This is a genomic window from Exiguobacterium oxidotolerans JCM 12280 (assembly GCF_000702625.1).
GTDB classification, from domain to species: Bacteria; Bacillota; Bacilli; order Exiguobacteriales; family Exiguobacteriaceae; genus Exiguobacterium_A; species Exiguobacterium_A oxidotolerans.
In genome coordinates this window covers 2,131,591-2,149,109 of the sequence record NZ_JNIS01000001.1, presented here as the reverse complement: position 1 = coordinate 2,149,109, position 17,519 = coordinate 2,131,591, and the positions used below count along the sequence as shown (strand labels likewise).

Genomic DNA, 17,519 nt, shown 5'->3' with positions numbered 1-17,519 from the left:
TGTCCAATCGTTTCCCCGAGAGAAGGGGATTCACCTCCATTTAATTAAGCTCGGCTTGAGCTTTTGCATAAAAAAGAAGCTTTCATAAAAATAAGCTTCTCCTCTTTTTTATATTCATACTATAACGGAACTTACACTAAATGTGTACTTGAAGCAACCTTTCTTTTAGGTCAAACAATGTACAAGATAAAGACGACGATCATTAAGAGCATGGCAATCCCTTTTAATAATGCACTTGATAAAATGCCTAAAACCGTTCCGATACCAATCGACATTGATTCATTCCACGTCTTTTTACTGATGATTTTTTCTGTTAAAATCGCAAAAACAAACGGGAAAATCAACAGACCCACACCAGGAATAATGAACGGTCCTGCAATCAATCCGACTGTCGTTGCAATTTTAGCCGCACGTGATCCACCACGCCGGTCGACTGTATAAGAACTTACTAAATAGTCGAGCGTGAATAATAAAATGATAAATACCGACTGAATGACCCAAAAACTAATCGTTAACTCGGTAAATCCGAAACCGAACCCATAAATCAAAAAACCGACGATGAGTAACGGCGCACTTGGAATGATTGGGTAAACAAGTCCTACAAAACTAGCTATGAAACAGACCGCAATCAGAATCCAAAGTAAAATCGTCATACATATCTCCTACTTTCTTTGTTCTCTCCTCTTAATTTACGCGTAAGATACGAATTAAGTTTCAAGCAAGCGCTTTTTCTAAGACCTTTTCGAGATGCACACGATCCCAGTCATTCAAAGAAGACCAATCCAATTCTGAACAAACGAACGGGATAAACGTTTGAATCGTCGCCCGATGTTCGGACAAGGCATTTCGTTTCGCGCTCTCGAGTGACTCTAACATCGTTGCAAGCACAGAAATATCTTCTTGTCCGTAGTGTCGCAGTTGATAAAACGTCTCGTATAGTAATTCCGAGAAAGTAACGCGTTTAACGATGACAGAGCCTTCACCGCCGATTAACAGACTACCATCCGGAAGCATCGCAAAATTGCGTAGCAGGTCACCGATTTGTCGAAGTGCGTGTCGCGCCGTATTCGGATCGTTAATTCCTGGAGAAATTGCGCGTAATCCGACTTCAGATAACTTTTGGATGACGAATGTAAAATCTTGCACGGAAGAACGTGTTGGTCCAATGATAATTCCCGATTCGACACCTTCTTCGTTCGCCGTACCGATTGCCTGTCCTTTTGTCACGTAACTTCCAATCGTAATATCGATTTGAATATTCATTCCTTCTTTCGCCAATGCTCCGTAATCAAGCAATTGTAAGTAACCAGACTCTGACGCGACGATTGGATATTGAAGCGAATCATACCCATCAGAAATAAAATGATGTTTTTCCGCTTTCAAATTATCGATTTGTTCCTCAATCAATTGAATGCCTTCTCGATGCAAACGATCCAGTAATGTCGTCACACGAATCGATTGGCTAACGATATGGATGAAAGCAACGAAGGCAATGATTGAAATTAAGACGACGAGGACAGCAACAGCAGACGCAACGACACTTCCTCGTAAAGAGGGGCGAACGAAAAACAACATTGTAATCGAATACGTAACTGCACCAATGAAAATCCCGAAAATATGTTGAACTTGTCGATTTTCGATGAAGTTCGGTAATGTTCGTGGTGAGAACTGTGAGGAATAGGTCGTCAAGACAACGAGGATTGTCGAGAAGGCAAAGGTCATCATCGTCAATAAACCAGTAAAGACAGAACTATGAATTGTTCGTCCTAAATCGAGCGTTGTTTTCCAATCATCCGGAAAGTAGTTTTTTAAATATAAATCTGTCGCGAGGACACATGCCGTCAAAAAGGCGCCACCTACCCCATACAGCAAAGGCCACCACCAGTTTGTCTCTTGATAAATCAGCTTCAATCGCTTCATCAGCCCAACTCCATTCTTGATATATTGCTATATTTTTTAATTCCTGTTTCTTCATCTACTGAAACCTTTATCCTTCTTCTTTTTCAATTAAAGCTGAGTCACTTTATTTTGTGAAAGTGTCAGATTGTGTTTTACTTCTTTTCATAACGTGAATAACTTAATTGTTATCAAAAAAGAATTGGAGATGAAAACTCATGCAACAGACAAACGAGAACGCTCTGAAAACTGATTTCACAAAAATCTTCATCAATGGTCAGTGGCGCAAAGGCGCAAGTGACAGCAACATGGAAAATACGAATCCTTTCACAGGGGAAACACTATTTGAAATTTCAGCTGCAAATAATGACGATTTGGACGAAGCTTATCAAGCAGCAAAAATCGCTCAAAAAGAGTGGGCAAAAACACCGGCTCTTCAACGCCAAGGATTGATTGAACAGTTCTTGAAAGTCATGTACGAAGAAAAAGAAACAATCATTGACTGGTTAATTAAAGAATCAGGTAGTACACGAATCAAAGCTGAAGGCGAATTCCTTGCTTCGGTTTTAATCGTTAAAGAAGCAGCAACGTTCCCACTTCGGATGCATGGTGAAATTCGCCCATCTGTCGTACCGGGTAAAGAAAACCGCATCTACCGGAAAGCACTGGGTGTTATCGGTGTCATCAGCCCTTGGAACTTCCCATTCCATTTAGCAATCCGTTCAATCGCGACAGCAATCGCAATCGGGAATGCCGTCGTCGTCAAACCAGCGACTGATACACCTGTTTCAGGTGGATTAATCTTCGCTAGCCTATTTGAAAAAGCAGGTCTTCCAAAAGGTGTCTTAAACGTCATCGTCGGTCGCGGTTCTGAAATCGGCGATTCAATCGTTGAACACCCAGTTCCACGTTTAATCTCATTCACTGGATCAACTGAAGTTGGTCGCCATATTGGTGAACTTGCTGGGAAACACCTGAAGAAAACTGCATTGGAACTCGGTGGTAACAACGTCTTCGTCGTTCTTGACGATGCTGATCTCGATCGTGCCGTCGAGTCTGCTGTCTACAGCAAATTCTACCACCAAGGTCAGATTTGTATGTCAACGAACCGAATTCTTGTCGCAGATTCGATTCACGATGAATTCGTTGAAAAATACGTCGCTCGTGTTAAAGAACTACAGTTTGGCGATCCATCAAAAGACCGTACACAAGTCGGTCCATTGATTAATCAATCGCAAGTCGATCGTATTATGGAAGAAATCGAAAAAACAAAAGCTGCAGGTGCTACAGTTCGCGTCGGTGGTGAAGCAAACGGAAACGTTATCGCGCCAACAGTCGTAACTGGTGTAACGAACGATATGCCACTCGCTAAAAACGAAATTTTCGGACCTGTCGCAGTCATCATCCCATTCAAAGATGACGAACATGCGATTGAACTTGCAAATTCACTCCCATACGGGTTAAGTGGTGCGGTTCATGGTTCTTCAATCGAACGTGCAACAGAATTTGCGCTTCAAGTTGAAACAGGAATGATTCACATCAATGATCAGTCCGTCAACGATGAACCACATATGCCGTTTGGTGGCGAAAAAGACTCAGGTCTTGGTCGTTTCAACGGTGAATGGGTACTCGAAGAGTTCTCAACGGTTCAATGGGTATCTGTCATGCACGAACGTCGCCAATACAAACCATTCTTCGAATAAAATAAAAAATGCGGGCAATGCCCGCATTTTTTACATACTATCTAAAAGGAGTGTCACGAATGCCATTATTACGTTTTGATGTAATTGAAGGACGAAACGAAGAAGAACTCAAACTGCTCCTCGATACAGCGCATGATGCGATGGTCGAAGCTTTTGATGTACCGGAACGCGATCGTTACCAAATCGTCCATACACATAAAGAGCACGAAATGATTATTCAAGATACAGGACTCGGTTTCGAACGGACACATAACCTTGTTTTGATTAGTGTTACAAGTAAATCGCGGACGCAAGAGAAAAAACAAACCCTCTACCGCTTACTCGCAGAACGCCTTGAAGCAAACTGCGGTCTCGCGCCAAGCGATTTGATGGTGTCAATCGTCGAAAACGATGCCGCTGACTGGAGTTTCGGGATGGGTGAAGCACAATTCTTAACTGGAAAGTTGTAAATTCCAAATACTTTATTTCATCAAAAAGCCCTAATTCCTAAAAGGAAATTAGGTCTTTTTTACTTGTATGAATCATCCATCTCAACCGTTCGCATGTAAAATCAGAGACCGCTCTCAATCAACCGTTTCTTCATCATTCTCTCGTTCTTTTGGATTCTCTCGCTGCAGCGGTGCTTTCCAACTAAACGTTTCCGGAACAAAATCGAGTCCACCCGGATGGAACGGTTGGCAACGTAAAATGCGACGTGTCGTCAAGTATCCACCTTTAATGGCACCATGCTGTTCAATTGCTTCTTTTCCATAATGCGAGCATGTCGGATAAAAGCGACAGGTCGCTGGTTTCATCGGAGAAATTACTTTTTGATAAAAGTGAATGCCTCCAAGCATAACTTTTTTCATAATACTCCACCCTCTTTTTCTCCATCTTAACGCATTCCTGCACTTATATCAGTTTAGATGATTTATGTTAAATCCATTACTACTAAAAGGATGTGTTTCATATGAAGGCTCTTACGTTCAGTTCATTCGGAGACTCCTCCGTCCTCACGTATCAAGAAGTTCCTGCTCCCATTATCCAATCTCACGAGGTCTTAATTGAAATGAAAGCAATCGGGCTTAATTTTGCTGACATCTACCGCCGAAAAGGGAATTATCACTTAGAAGGAGCCGCTCCCTATATTTTAGGATATGAGGGTGCTGGTATCATCACTCAGATCGGGGAAGACGTTTCCGGACTTAACGTCGGTCAGCGTGTTGCCTTTGCCGATGTACCGAATGCGAACGCAGAACAGGTTGCCGCTCCATCCGACCGTGTCATCCCGCTCCCTGACGAGATTTCTTTTGAAGTCGGTGCTTCCCTGCTCCTACAAGGATTAACAGCCCATTACCTGACACGTGACAGCTACGCGATTCAACCACGCGATCTTGTTTTGATTCACGCAGCAGCTGGCGGTGTCGGACAACTCCTGACTCAAATCGTTCATTCGCATGGAGCCGTTCCAATCGGACTGACTTCTTCCAAAGAAAAAGCACTCATCGCAAAAGAAAATGGATGCGAAGAAGTTTTTCTTTATTCGGACGACTGGGTTGAGCAAATTCTGACAGTAACGAATAATCGTGGTGTCGATGTCGTCTATGAATCCATTGGTACAACATTAATGAACAGTTTTGACGTCACAAAAGTAAGAGGAACCGTCGTGTTTTACGGAATGACCGGTGGAGATCCCGTCGCAGTCGACCCTCGCTTTTTAATGGATACATCAAAAACACTTACAGGCGGTGATTTGTGGAATGTTCTCACATCAGACGAAGAACGGATTCGACGGGCGGGTGAGCTGTTCAGTTGGGTGATTTCAAATCAGCTCCATGTATCAAATCCAACTTCATTCCCACTCGCTGAGGGAGCACGTGCCCATGATTATCTTGAGAGTCGAAAAAGTACAGGGAAAATCCTCTTGATTCCTTAAAGACGCTCGTTTTTTGAAGCATGTCTCATTTTTTCCTACATTAAATACTATCTCTTTTAAAATCAATCACAGTCAGTCATTACAAAATAGTAAAGATTTGATTAAATGAATTGCTTTCTATTCTGAAAGAGAGTAGAGTAAATCTCATCAAAACCGAAAACTCAAATTAGTTTTAAGTTTTCAAAAGGGGATTTATATTCATGTTTCGCTCAGAATGGAAAAAATTAAAAAGCCCGATGATGGTGATTGTCATCTTGGCAATCATTCTTGTTCCCTTTCTTTACAACTCCATTTTCCTATCTGCATTCTGGGACCCGTACGGTCAGACAGAAGATATTAAAGTGGCCATCGTAAATGAAGACAAGACGATCAAGTATGAAGGTGAAAAAATTGATATCGGGGATCAATTCATCAAAAAATTAAAAAAGAACGATGACTTTGATTGGCAGTTTCTTTCAAGTAAAGAAGCCGAAAAACAGTTACGTTCCGGGGAAATCTATATGACGGTCGTCATTCCAAAAAACTTTTCAAAGAATGCGACAACCTTACTCGATGAACATCCTAAAAAAATTGAACTCGAGTATTATTTGAACCCTGCGAAGAACTACTCAGGGACACAGATTTCAAGTAATGCCGCTAAACAGTTAAATGAAAAAATTCGAAAATCCGTAACGAAACAATACAGCAGTGCCATCTTCGGAGCCCTTAAAAAAATCGCGCAAGGTCTTGAAGATGCCTCAGAAGGTTCGTCGAAGCTTGAAGATGGTGCCAACAAAACGACAGACGGTGCCAAAACGCTTACGACGAATCTCGGCAAACTGACAGATGGTACAAACGACTTGTCAACGAACTTAGCAAAGGCAGCGGATGGTTCGTCTCAACTCTCGACAGGTCTCAACACACTTAACGATGGTGCTCAGACGCTCGCTGAGAAATCTGGTGAGTTATCGAGTGGTCTGAACCAACTGGATGACAATAGCGGTAAACTCATTAAAGGATCAACTGACCTGCAAGCTGGTTCTACTAAACTTCGTCAAGGTCTTGAATCGGCTTCTGCCGGATCAACTCAACTGCGTCAAGGTATTGAGAGTGCTTCTGCTGGTGCATCAGAGTTAGATAGCAATCTTCCGAAATTTAATGCCGGACTCAATCAACTGAATGAAAAAGCACAGGAAGTTGATGCGACGATTACAAACTTGAACAGTGCCGCTGCAACTTTAAAACAAGATTTAAGCGATCGACGTGAAGCAATTGAAGCTAATGTCGCGACAATCAAGGGGGTCATTTCTTCTTCTGAGAATTTATCGGAAGAAGAAAAAAGTACGTTACTTGAATCGATTGCGACGATGGAACAGAATGTTCAGAGTCTCGCGCAACAAGAAACGGCTCTCGATGCTAGTCTTGCTGCTGCCAACAATGCGACAGATAAAATTAATCAGTTAGCAGTCGGTGGACAAAGCATCGCATCTGCCGTCTCGCAACTTGATGATGGTCTAGTAAAATTACTTTCAGGCGCAAAAGATTTGGAACAAGGTCAAAACAAACTGCTTTCAGGTGCAAAAGACTTGGAACAAGGTCAAACTGATTTCAACCAAGGTTTAACGACGTATACAGATGGTGTTCATAAAGCAGCTGACGGTAGTACACAGTTAACTGCCGGTGCCCAAAAAATTGCGACTGGTACAAACGATGCCAGTACGGCAATGGGAAGCCTGAACTCAGGACTTGGTCAACTGACAGACGGTGCGGTAGCACTCTCATCTGGGGCCGGTCAATTGACAGACGGTGCTTCACGTTTAGCAGATGGTAACTCCAAACTCGCTGACGGGGCAAAAACGTTGAAAGATGAGCTTGGAAAAGGTGCAAAAGATGCGACGGTCAAACCTTCGAACGATCGCGACAACATGCTCGCTGAGCCTGTCGTATTAAAAGAACATGACTACTCGACCGTTAGTAACTACGGTTCTGGATTGTCTGCTTATATCTTAAGTATCGCGTTATTCGCAGGTGCGTTGATGTTCTCTTCGGTCTATCAAATTCGTCCAGCACACGGAGAGACGTTATCATGGCGCTTCCTCGTTGGTAAACTTTCATTGATTTTACCAATCGGTGCATTGCAAGGGGTTGCCGCCGCGACTGCTATCGTTTACGTCCTCGATTCAACTGTCGCAAGCGTTCCTGCCCTCTATGGCTTCGCCGCCTTGACCGGGATGACGTTCATTACCTTGCTATTCGCTCTGACGATGTTATTTGGCCGCGTTGGACAATTCGCCGCGTTCCTGCTATTACTCCTCCAAATCGGTGGTAGTGGTGGTACGTTCCCAGTCGAAATGACACCAAGCTTCTTCCAGTATATTCACCCGTTCCTACCGATGACGTATTCAGTCAGTGGGTTCCGTGAAGCACTTGGACTCGGTGTCACAGATGCCCTTGCTTCTAATAGTCTAGTCCTCGGATCGATTCTAGCCGGAGCGTTAGTCCTTGTCTTCGTAGGTGCTTTAAGTGCTAAACGTATTTTGCTTTCGACGAAAGCGAGAAAAGCACATGACGCAGCTTGAAAAAGAACAAGTCATCTTAAATGCGGCAATGGATTGTTTCTCTGAGCTCGGTTATAAGGGAACAACGATTGAACGTGTTGCAAAGCGGGCCCATGTTGGAAAACCAACTGTTTATCAGCTGTTCGAAAGTAAGCTTGATTTGTTTGAATCTCTCGTAACCTTCGTGTTACAAGAGATGCGAACGGAAGCTGAGAATGCTTACGTCGAAGGTGCAAGCGTGGAAGCCAATAAACAGGCGATGATTGATGCAATTGTTAATCATCAACAGCAACATTTATTCATCTTAAAAATTACAGAAGAGACGCACAACTTAAAGCTACAAGAGATGCAGGAGTTACGGACCCGCATTGAAAAACATGTTGTTGACTATATTAAAAACTTACTCGAAACACGCCTCGGGCTAGATGTCAGTTCCTCTGGAATCCCGATTGATGTAACAGCGTTTCTACTGTTTCGAACGTATATCGCTTTGATTGCCGAATGGCCATTGATCGGCGATGAACTTGACCTAAAAATCATCAGTCAAGCGATGCTCAAGCTACTGTAATCAAAAAGAATGACTTCTCCTGTTAAGGAAGAGTCATTCTTTTTTTGTCTGTGTTCACTCTTCTAAGTGACATACTGTTTGACTAGGCGGAATATCTTTTTCATCCTTCAGAACAAGAAAAAAATCACGATACAGCTTCTTCACCCAATTCCGCCTATTCTTATATCGATTCGCCTGATTCAAAATGAATCAGTAATTCCTTTTTCCGAAACATTTATTTTTGATTTAATCGTATACTTAAACTATCTTGCTTGAATGGAGTGTTACCCTGTATGCAACCGTATATGCTTCTCCCGCTTTATCTCTTGATTCTGCTTGTCTACGTCATCATTTCACTGATTGATATGTGGAAATCCTATACGGCAACCAGCAACTCGTCGGACTTCCTGTTTTTCATCTTGACGCTAGTCGCACTGTTCGCAGGCTTTCTGATTGCCCCGATCCTGTCACTACTCTTTCATTGGAAACGCAACCGCCTCAAACGAAATATCGGGCTCGTTCTCTTCTTCATCCTCATCATCACGTACATCGTAAGATTTTTTATTTCGTAAATTAAAGCGGCGTCGTCTTTCTCGGCGCCCTCTCTTTTATCGACTTCAACTTCTTCCCCCTAAAAACAATTTCCGTAACAACTCTTTTGACGGCATGTCTGACGCATTAAATGATTCGAGGTACGCCGCGTCATCATACGGTACATCCATAAATTCTACGTCCCAGTTCTCACTATCTCCTGACACGACCGCAAATGGTGCGATTGCCTCCGGTTGGCACCCTAACGCTCCCGGATTCACATATGTCGTTCCGTTTACTTGAACGAACTGTCGCGGATGGTGATGCCCAAAACAAATCAGGGTAGCACTCGTATCAGCAAATAACTGCGGAAGTGTTTCTTTATTACCATCAATCGTCGAACGAAGCGGTTCTTCTCCAATCATTGCCCGCACGTCCCGATAGGCATAATGCGTGAACAGGATGCGCCGTGATTCAACTACTTTTGAGATTGTCCGCGGCAGTCGCCCTAAAAAAACTCGATTTTCTGCCGTTAATTGATTCGCAACCCAACTGTGATGTGCTTTCGCATGAAGATAACTGTCCGGATACCGTTCCCCATTCAATAATGCCAAGACATTTTCATCATGATTTCCACTGATTGTCTGAATTTTTTTATCACTTCGAATCAAGTCAATCACTTCATTGGTTTGCGCACCAATTCCGACCAAATCACCGAGGCAGTAAATCGTCTCGATTTCTTGATCCCGGTGGAGTATGGCAAGGACCGCTTCTAAGGCTGACGCATTGCCGTGAATATCTGTAATAAGTGCAAATTTCATGTAACCGCCTCCATTCCAGGTTTACTAACGTTTCTTCTTCCTTTCCTCTTTTAAGCTGAAAGTGAACTGAAAAATAAATTGTCAGAAAATATTGATTATTCATTTTATGCATGTTAGGCTTAGAAAAATTCAAGCGAGAGGAGCACGACACGATGTACCTTCCACAAATTGCGGGCCGACTGATTATTCTATGCACGAGGGACTGAAAACTTTTCCGAGATTTTCCGGAATCGATTTTTGGGCCCTCCTTTCGATGCATCGAATGAGGCGCCCGCACTATTCATGGCGCCTATCCAGTTAACGGATAGGTTTTTTTAATGGAAAAATAGAGAGGATGAAGAAGAGTGAAGGATTATGCGATGGATCGAATGGTAAAGGTATCAGCCGGGATGGCGAATGCAGTACTCGTTACGCTTGGAGTGGGCTTGTTGATTGAGACGTTCGGAAACTTATTACATATCGAAATGTTACTGACGATTGGCGGCATCGCAAAAGTGTTACTCGCCCCGGCGCTCGGTGCTGGAATCGCCTATCAACTTGGTGGTAATACGCTTGTTCTCTTCAGCGCAATGATTGCGGCAACAATCGGTGGTGCTGCCCTCCAGCCGACTGAAGCCGGTCTCGTCTTAATTCCCGGTCAACCAATCAGTGCGTTGATTGCTGCTGCCGTCGCCGTTTATGTCGGAAAACGAATGACAGGTAAAACGAAGTTCGACATGATGGTGATTCCGATGTGTGCCGTCCTTGCAGGAGGCATCACTGGTCTTGGTGCTGCTGCCGTAACGACACCTTTACTTACAAAATTCAGTGCAATGGTCACGTCTTCTGTCGAAACATCGCCAATCGCGACCTCACTCGTCATCGCACTCATCTTTAGCGTGATTTTAATGTCTCCCGCTTCATCTGCAGCACTCGCCATTGCACTTCAGCTTGATCCTGTTGCAAGTGCCGCTGCGCTTATCGGCTGTTCCGCACAGTTCGTCGGTTTTACTTTGATGGCCTATCGCCAAACCGATCCCGGCGGTTTGATTGCCTCGTTCTTCGTGACACCAAAAGTTCAGTTTCCGAATATCATTAAAAATCCGCGAATTGTAGCCGCACCGTTTTTAGCAGCTATGATTTCAGCGCCGGTCGCAACACTCGTCTTGTCATTAAAAGTTCCATACGAGTTAGCTGGACTCGGATTAAACTCAATGATTGCGCCACTCAATATTTTCGTCAATCAAGGGTTTAACGCGTTCGCTGTCTTCGTTGTTACGGGCATTCTCTTACCCGGCGTCCTCACATTCGTCTTCTACCGGGCGACAACATTGTTCGGTTGGACAAAAGTCGGCGATCTCCACCTTGAAATCCAATAAAGTATAAGCTATTCCCGTTCAATTAAGGGAATAGCTTTTTTAACGACAAAAAAACTCGCTCATCAAAAGATGAACGAGTTTTCGGTATGATTCTGACTGGGCTCGAACCAGCGACCTCTACCCTGTCAAGGTAGCGCTCTCCCAGCTGAGCTACAGAATCATGATATCGTGTTGCTGGGTATGTCTTTATTATATCAGCATATCGAAAAGTGTAAAGTGTTTTTTCTAACTTTTTTATAAAAATTAAACCGTTTTAAAGTTGCAGCCCTTTAAACCGTCGTCTAGTATGTAATTAAGCACATATAAAAATAAAGGAGGGACATCTTTTGAACTTTTTAACACGTTTTAGCTTAAAAAACTCTGTCGCTGTATTTATCATCGCTATTCTTTTAGTGTTAGGCGGGGTCTATTCATTTACCCAACTCAAGGTCGACCAGTTTCCTGAAATCGAATTCCCACAAATTTCAGTTGAAGCCGTTTATCCCGGTGCATCCCCTGAGGATGTCGATCAACAAGTCGTCTCAAAACTCGAAACCGCTCTCAAAGGGATTGAGGGGTCAACAAAAATTTCGAGCTCTGCGTACGAAAGCATCGGGATCATCAATATCGAATTCCCGTTTGATACCGACATGGACCAAGTCGAGCAACAAATCGATGCGGCCATCCAGGACGCAAACTTACCTGAAGAAGCAAGTACTAAATTAAACCGCTTCTCCTTTGGTTCGTTCCCCATCTATAATATCTCCTTCTTTAGCAAAGACGGAGAAGACATTGAATCCCTATTAAAAGATCAAATTGAACCAGAATTGAACAAAATCCCAGGTATCAACAGTGTTTCGGTCGGCGGTTACAAAGATGACCTCGTCCAAATTACCGTTGATAAAAAGAAGGCAACCGCAGCCGGTCTGTCGCTCTCAAGTATTAAAGATCAAATCAATGCCAAATACGTCTCCTTCCCATCTGGACAACTTGCGGAAGGTGATTCCAAGATTCCAATTCGTGTCGAAGAAAAACTTGAAAATCTCGACAAAATCAAAAATCTACAATTAACATCGTCCATCGGTACCGCAGCTGCTCCAACAGGACCACCTACTGGTGCTACCGGAGGAACAGGTGCACCAACTGAAGCAACTGGTCAGGAGGCACCTCAAGAACCAGCAGAACCGATTCGTTTAAAAGATATTGCGGACATTGAATCCGTCTCAAAACAGAGCGAAAAAACGCGTTATAACTTGAAAGATTCACTCTCGATGGCAATCACAAAAAAACAGGATGCCAACACAGTTGAAATCGCTGATCAAGTTACAAAAATTCTCAACAAATATGAGGATCAAATCGATTATACAATCGGGATTGATTCAGCAAAAGATATCGAAGAGTCCGTTTCGACACTCGTCAAAGAAGGACTTCTTGGTGCATTATTCGCCTCGATTGCCGTGCTTCTGTTCTTACGAAATATCCGTGCGACAATCATCGCAATCGTCTCGATTCCACTTTCACTATTGATTGCTGCGATTTTCTTGAACTGGCAGGACATTTCACTGAACATCATGACCCTTGGCGGGATGGCTGTAGCAGTCGGCCGCGTCGTCGATGACAGTATCGTCGTCATCGAGAACATTTTCCGAAGGGTCCGCAAGTCAGAACAAGGGATGACTAATGAAGTCATCGAACAGTCGACGAAGGAAATCTTAAAAGCAATTACTTCATCGACATTAACGACCGTTGTCGTGTTCCTACCCATAGGATTCGTTGGTGGCATTACTGGTAAGTTCTTCTTACCATTCGCTTTAACTATCATCTTCTCGCTACTCGCTTCACTGCTCGTCGCGATTACGATCGTTCCAATTTTAGCGAAGTTTGCATTCAAAAAGGTTCCGGCGGAAGAAAAAGAAGGTGTCCTTCAACGCTGGTACGGGACATTGATTGAAAAATCATTATCCCATAAAGCGATTATCTTGATTGTCTCCTTCTTACTACTTGGTGGATCACTTGCGATTGTACCGCAACTTGGCTTTACGTTTATTCCGAATGAAGCTTCTAAAACACTGACAGCATCGCTTGAGCTTCCGGCTGCGACATCACTTGAAAAAACAAGTGACGTCTCACTGAAGATGGAAGAGATGTTTGACGATGAAGAAGCGATTGACGATGTGACGACGTCTGTCGGAGCGCGTGACTTCACGACAGGTCTTCGTCTCGATAATAAGGCAAGTTATTTCCTTAACTTAAAAGCAGATGCTGACGTCGAAAAAACAATCAAGTCACTTGAATCACAAATGGATGAGATTGCAGCCGCAGACGATGTTGATGCTAAAATCAGCATCGCCGAACTTTCGACTGGTGGTCCTCCTTCGAACAATAACGTGGACATCGATTTGTTCTCGAATGATCTCGAAGCGCTCCAAACAGCAGCAAAATTAGTCGAAGACAATATGAAAGAAAACAGTGATTTAAAATATGTCACAAATAACTTTAGTGAAAAACAAAAGCAATTCCTCGTCGAAATTGATTCAGAGAAGGCAAGCGACCTCGGTCTATCTGGTTTCCAAATTCTCGGTACCGTCAATGACCAAACAAAACCGGTCACGGTCGGCACATTGACACTCGATGATAAAGAACAAGATGTTCAATTGTCTTATGCAAAAGATTTGACTTCACGTGAAGATCTTGAAAACGTCCAGTTATTCACAGCGACTGGCCCTGTTCCATTAACAGATGTCGCCACAGTCAAAGCGGTCGATACGTTCACATCGGTTCAGAAACTCGATGGAAAAGTCTACGCACGTGTCTCAGGACAAGTGAAAGGCGATAACGTCCAAACGGTTTCGAGTGACGTTAAAGCAGACGTCGAGAAAATTGAGTTACCCGATGGTGTGTCTCTCACAAGTGGTGGCGGTAATGATGATACGGTCGAAATCTTCCAGTCACTCGGAATCGCAATCGTCGTTGCGATTGGTCTCGTCTACTTGACGATGCTGATTACGTTCGGCAAGGCGCGGATCCCATTCATCATCTTGTCATCGCTCATTTTCGTACCAATCGGTTCACTCGTCACACTCTTCTTAGCGAACGAACCATTGTCCGTCAGTGTCATGATTGGATTCTTAATGTTGATCGGTATCGTGACGACGAACGCAATCGTTCTCGTCGATCGAATCGGTCAAAATATCGATCGTGGTCTACCAATTCGTGAGTCACTCATCGAAGCCGGTAAAACGCGACTCCGTCCAATCTTGATGACGGCATTTGCAACCATTATGGCACTCGTGCCACTCGCTCTGACGACTTCGTCCGGGACATTGATTTCAAAAGGTCTTGCGTTGACGGTTATCGGTGGCTTAACGACTTCAACACTCTTAACGTTAATCATCGTACCTGTCGTCTATGAGTTATTCTTCTTTAAAAAAATCAAAAAAGAACGTAAAGCGTAACAAAAACCCTTCTCGCATGTGCGAGAAGGGTTTTCTCTTAATTTTATTATTTTTCAAGGTATTCATCGGTTCGTTCAATCGTTCCGTTATGTTTTGCGACTAACCCGTCGAGCACTGACGGTTCAAATTCTTCACCAATCGCGATCACTCCTGTTTTCCCAGGTGGTATAACCCCTAACGTCCGTTTGAACGTCTCTTGAATCGCTTGATTTTCTTTTAATTCTTTTGATCCACCAATCAGCATTCCTGTCATCGAACCGAGCAAAATTCCAAACGGCCCGCCCAGTATCCCGACTGCCATCCCAATCAGTGAACCTTTAAATGCTTTATTCGAACCACTTAAATCAACGGCATCCTCAAACGAAAATGCTCCATTCTCGCTTCGTTTAATAATCGCGATTTGCTCAAAATCGACTTGACCATTCGCATGGTATTTTTTCAGTTCACTGAACACTTGATAAGATGTTGCTTCCTCTTCAAAGGTAAAGGTAATGATATGATGCTTCTCATCTTTTTTAGCCAAAACTTCCACCTCTTTCGTATAAGACGGCTCGTGACGGCTGACCAATGAATGATACATCATTATTTACCATTTTTTATACCATCTAAAACATTCAATCGACTATTGGACGATTGAAATCCTAACACTTTGGGTAAATAGTAACGTATCTGCTTTTTCTAAATAATGAATCATGTAAGGGGCGAATCTGTGATGTCTATTTTAGATTATGCCTTCATCCTCGTATCACTCTTTTGGCTACTCGAGTTGTTTCTCTTTCGAAATCGTCAAAAAGAACCATCTCCATACGCTGAACAACGAAGTTTTTATTTGATTTTATTGACCTTGTCTCTCTCGATTTTGTTTTCGTTACTGTTCAGTAACACCAATCAACATGTTTTTTGGAAAGTGCTCGGTTTGAGTTGTTTAGGAGGTGGCGTGTTTTTACGCTACTGGGGTATTCTCCATTTGAAGCAACAATTCACGCGACATGTCACCGTCAATACTGGTGATCGCCTCGTCAGTACAGGTCCGTACCGGACATTACGTCACCCACTCTATACCGGACTATTATTTATCACGATCGGTTTTCCACTCTTCTTCGGAAACGGATTCGTAACGCTAGGTGCGGGAACCGTCATGTTCTTCATGTTACGTCACCGGATTCGGATTGAAGAAGCATTACTCACGGCAGGTTTCGGTCCAGCTTATACAGAGTGGGCGACGACACGAAAACGTTTGATTCCTTTCATTTACTAAGAAATAAGGAGAAGTGATTCTATTGAAAAAACAAGCAGTGGTTGTCGGAGCAGGTTTAGCAGGAATGTCAGCAGCGATTCGTCTCGCAGGAGACGGTTATGCCGTCACGATGCTCGAGCAGAACGGCAATGTCGGTGGTAAGTTGAATCAACGAAGTGGTAAAGGATTTACGTTTGATACAGGTCCTTCTATCTTAACGATGCCTTGGGTCCTCGAACAACTTTTCTCAAGCGTGCATCGTCGCCTCGAAGACTACTTAGAAATCGAACGGATTGAACCCCAATGGCGGACGTTTTTCGAAGACGGGACAGAACTCGACGTCAAAGGTGACTTACCTGGCATGCTCGATGAATTTAAAAAAGTTTCGGATCAAGCCGATTTCGTTGAACTCTTCAGTTACTCTAAAAAAATGTATGACCTGTGTTTAGATAGCTTTTATAAATATAGTCTTGAAGATTTAAAAGATTTAAAGAAATACCATACGATGTCCGAGTTACTTAAGATGGATCCGTTGAATACAGTTGCGAGCGGAACAAAAAAACATTTGAATAACAAACATCTCGAGCAATTGTTTAATTACATGGTGATGTATGTCGGTTCTAATCCATATGAAGCACCTGCTGTCTTCAACCAAATGATTTATGTCCAGATGGGAATCGGGATTTACTACGTCAAAGGCGGTATGTACAAGATTGCCGAAGCGATGCAAGCATTGCTTGACGAATTGCGTGTCACTGTTCACGTCAACAGTCCGGTTGAACGTGTCGTCGTCGAAGGAAAACGCGCAGTCGGAGTCGAGACTAAAGACGGTACGTTTTACCCGGCTGACGTCGTCGTCTCGAATCTTGAGGTCATTCCGACTTACCAAAACCTGGTTCCGGACAAAAAAGCAGGCAAACAAGCTAAAAAGTTAAATGATTCGTTTGTCCCTTCTGTTTCTGGTCTTGTCTTGTTACTCGGAGTCAACCGTGAATACGAATCATTAAAACATCATAACTTCTTCTTCTCGGAAGATCCAGAACGCGAATTTGCACAAATGTTCAAGGATGGTGTACCACCTGAAGACCCAACGATTTATGTTGGTGTCTCGTCGAAATCTGATGCTTCACAAGCACCGGAAGGAAAAGACAATCTATTCGTTTTGACGCACGTACCTCCACTTACGAAAAATCCAGATGGTAAAACCGATTGGGATGCGTATCGCGAAGTCGTCCTCGATAAACTCGAACGGATGGGGCTAGACGGTTTACGCGATTCGATTGAATTCGAATATCGTTTTACACCGGAAGACTTACAATCACTCTATGGACCGAATGGCGGTTCGATTTACGGTGTCGCTGCAGACCGGAAAAAGAACGGCGGCTTTAAGATTCCTTCGAAAAGTGACCTGTACGAGGGACTTTACTTCGTCGGTGGTTCGACGCACCCAGGTGGCGGTGTGCCGATGGTCACATTGTCCGGCCAACTGACGGCAGACTTGATTAAGAAACATGAAGGCGCCGTCAACGTCTAAGTGTGA

At 43.4% G+C, this 17,519-nt stretch carries 15 protein-coding genes and 1 tRNA gene; 10 read left to right on the top strand and 6 right to left on the bottom strand.

The window, feature by feature from the left end:
* Positions 1-170: 170 nt before the first annotated feature.
* On the bottom strand, positions 171-653 hold the full coding sequence (locus P403_RS0110855) for a DUF456 domain-containing protein (RefSeq protein WP_029332662.1): 483 nt from the start codon (positions 651-653) through the stop codon (positions 171-173).
* 61 nt (positions 654-714) lie between these two features.
* Complete coding sequence (locus P403_RS0110850) at positions 715-1,920, bottom strand: DUF2254 domain-containing protein (RefSeq protein WP_029332661.1); 1,206 nt, start codon at positions 1,918-1,920, stop codon at positions 715-717.
* A gap of 194 nt (positions 1,921-2,114) precedes the next feature.
* On the opposite strand from P403_RS0110850, the gene P403_RS0110845 reads away from it, so the two are divergent.
* Both P403_RS0110845 and P403_RS0110840 read left to right on the top strand, forming a co-directional pair.
* Entirely contained in the window at positions 2,115-3,599 is a 1,485-nt protein-coding gene (locus P403_RS0110845; protein WP_084157663.1) for an aldehyde dehydrogenase family protein, read from the top strand.
* Between the two features lie 59 nt (positions 3,600-3,658).
* Positions 3,659-4,048 (top strand): tautomerase family protein, encoded by a 390-nt coding sequence (locus P403_RS0110840; RefSeq protein WP_029332659.1) that lies wholly within the window; start codon positions 3,659-3,661, stop codon positions 4,046-4,048.
* 114 nt (positions 4,049-4,162) lie between these two features.
* Here P403_RS0110840 and yidD read toward each other — a convergent pair whose 3' ends face one another.
* Positions 4,163-4,447, bottom strand: coding sequence for a membrane protein insertion efficiency factor YidD (gene yidD, locus P403_RS0110835; RefSeq protein WP_029332658.1), 285 nt, complete (start codon positions 4,445-4,447; stop codon positions 4,163-4,165).
* A gap of 101 nt (positions 4,448-4,548) precedes the next feature.
* Here yidD and P403_RS0110830 point away from each other — a divergent pair, with 101 nt between their 5' ends.
* The 4 genes from P403_RS0110830 to P403_RS0110815 all read left to right on the top strand — a co-directional run bounded on the left by P403_RS0110830 (position 4,549) and on the right by P403_RS0110815 (position 9,170).
* Positions 4,549-5,514, top strand: coding sequence for a quinone oxidoreductase family protein (locus P403_RS0110830; protein WP_029332657.1), 966 nt, complete (start codon positions 4,549-4,551; stop codon positions 5,512-5,514).
* A 200-nt stretch (positions 5,515-5,714) separates the two neighbouring features.
* On the top strand, positions 5,715-8,072 hold the full coding sequence (locus P403_RS0110825) for a YhgE/Pip domain-containing protein (protein WP_029332656.1): 2,358 nt from the start codon (positions 5,715-5,717) through the stop codon (positions 8,070-8,072).
* Complete coding sequence (locus tag P403_RS0110820) at positions 8,059-8,619, top strand: TetR/AcrR family transcriptional regulator (RefSeq protein ID WP_029332655.1); 561 nt, start codon at positions 8,059-8,061, stop codon at positions 8,617-8,619. Before P403_RS0110825 ends, P403_RS0110820 begins: the two co-directional genes overlap by 14 nt.
* A 272-nt stretch (positions 8,620-8,891) precedes the next feature.
* Entirely contained in the window at positions 8,892-9,170 is a 279-nt protein-coding gene (locus tag P403_RS0110815; RefSeq protein WP_029332654.1) for a hypothetical protein, read from the top strand.
* A 45-nt stretch (positions 9,171-9,215) separates the two neighbouring features.
* Here the strand turns inward: P403_RS0110815 and P403_RS0110810 are convergent, their stop codons facing one another.
* Positions 9,216-9,950: a metallophosphoesterase family protein gene (locus tag P403_RS0110810; protein WP_029332653.1), complete on the bottom strand. Its 735-nt coding sequence runs from the start codon at positions 9,948-9,950 to the stop codon at positions 9,216-9,218.
* 359 nt (positions 9,951-10,309) lie between these two features.
* Here P403_RS0110810 and P403_RS0110805 point away from each other — a divergent pair, with 359 nt between their 5' ends.
* Positions 10,310-11,308, top strand: a complete 999-nt coding sequence (locus P403_RS0110805) for a PTS sugar transporter subunit IIC (protein WP_029332652.1) — start codon at positions 10,310-10,312, stop codon at positions 11,306-11,308.
* 87 nt (positions 11,309-11,395) lie between these two features.
* On the opposite strand, the gene P403_RS0110800 is transcribed toward P403_RS0110805, so the two are convergent.
* A tRNA-Val gene (locus P403_RS0110800) sits at positions 11,396-11,468 on the bottom strand.
* Between the two features lie 166 nt (positions 11,469-11,634).
* On the opposite strand from P403_RS0110800, the gene P403_RS0110795 reads away from it, so the two are divergent.
* Positions 11,635-14,742: an efflux RND transporter permease subunit gene (locus P403_RS0110795; RefSeq protein WP_029332651.1), complete on the top strand. Its 3,108-nt coding sequence runs from the start codon at positions 11,635-11,637 to the stop codon at positions 14,740-14,742.
* A gap of 46 nt (positions 14,743-14,788) precedes the next feature.
* On the opposite strand, the gene P403_RS0110790 is transcribed toward P403_RS0110795, so the two are convergent.
* A complete protein-coding gene (locus tag P403_RS0110790; protein ID WP_235195252.1) occupies positions 14,789-15,274 on the bottom strand; it encodes a DUF456 domain-containing protein in 486 nt (161 codons plus the stop codon).
* A gap of 180 nt (positions 15,275-15,454) precedes the next feature.
* On the opposite strand from P403_RS0110790, the gene P403_RS0110785 reads away from it, so the two are divergent.
* Complete coding sequence (locus P403_RS0110785) at positions 15,455-16,000, top strand: methyltransferase family protein (protein WP_029332649.1); 546 nt, start codon at positions 15,455-15,457, stop codon at positions 15,998-16,000.
* A gap of 22 nt (positions 16,001-16,022) precedes the next feature.
* The gene (locus P403_RS0110780) at positions 16,023-17,513 is read left to right on the top strand and encodes a phytoene desaturase family protein (protein ID WP_029332648.1); all 1,491 of its coding nucleotides are present in this window, start codon (positions 16,023-16,025) and stop codon (positions 17,511-17,513) included.
* Positions 17,514-17,519: the final 6 nt, after the last annotated feature.

What these genes read in the sequence shown, in the direction of transcription:
- P403_RS0110855 (WP_029332662.1), bottom strand. Translation starts at nt 653, where the DNA reads ATGACGATTTTACTTTGGATTCTGATTGCGGTCTGTTTCATAGCTAGT.
- yidD (WP_029332658.1), bottom strand. Translation starts at nt 4,447, where the DNA reads ATGAAAAAAGTTATGCTTGGAGGCATTCACTTTTATCAAAAAGTAATT.
- P403_RS0110825 (WP_029332656.1), top strand. Translation starts at nt 5,715, where the DNA reads ATGTTTCGCTCAGAATGGAAAAAATTAAAAAGCCCGATGATGGTGATT.
- P403_RS0110830 (WP_029332657.1), top strand. Translation starts at nt 4,549, where the DNA reads ATGAAGGCTCTTACGTTCAGTTCATTCGGAGACTCCTCCGTCCTCACG.
- P403_RS0110845 (WP_084157663.1), top strand. Translation starts at nt 2,115, where the DNA reads ATGCAACAGACAAACGAGAACGCTCTGAAAACTGATTTCACAAAAATC.
- P403_RS0110810 (WP_029332653.1), bottom strand. Translation starts at nt 9,950, where the DNA reads ATGAAATTTGCACTTATTACAGATATTCACGGCAATGCGTCAGCCTTA.
- P403_RS0110815 (WP_029332654.1), top strand. Translation starts at nt 8,892, where the DNA reads ATGCAACCGTATATGCTTCTCCCGCTTTATCTCTTGATTCTGCTTGTC.
- P403_RS0110850 (WP_029332661.1), bottom strand. Translation starts at nt 1,920, where the DNA reads ATGAAGCGATTGAAGCTGATTTATCAAGAGACAAACTGGTGGTGGCCT.
- P403_RS0110805 (WP_029332652.1), top strand. Translation starts at nt 10,310, where the DNA reads ATGGATCGAATGGTAAAGGTATCAGCCGGGATGGCGAATGCAGTACTC.
- P403_RS0110785 (WP_029332649.1), top strand. Translation starts at nt 15,455, where the DNA reads ATGTCTATTTTAGATTATGCCTTCATCCTCGTATCACTCTTTTGGCTA.
- P403_RS0110820 (WP_029332655.1), top strand. Translation starts at nt 8,059, where the DNA reads ATGACGCAGCTTGAAAAAGAACAAGTCATCTTAAATGCGGCAATGGAT.
- P403_RS0110840 (WP_029332659.1), top strand. Translation starts at nt 3,659, where the DNA reads ATGCCATTATTACGTTTTGATGTAATTGAAGGACGAAACGAAGAAGAA.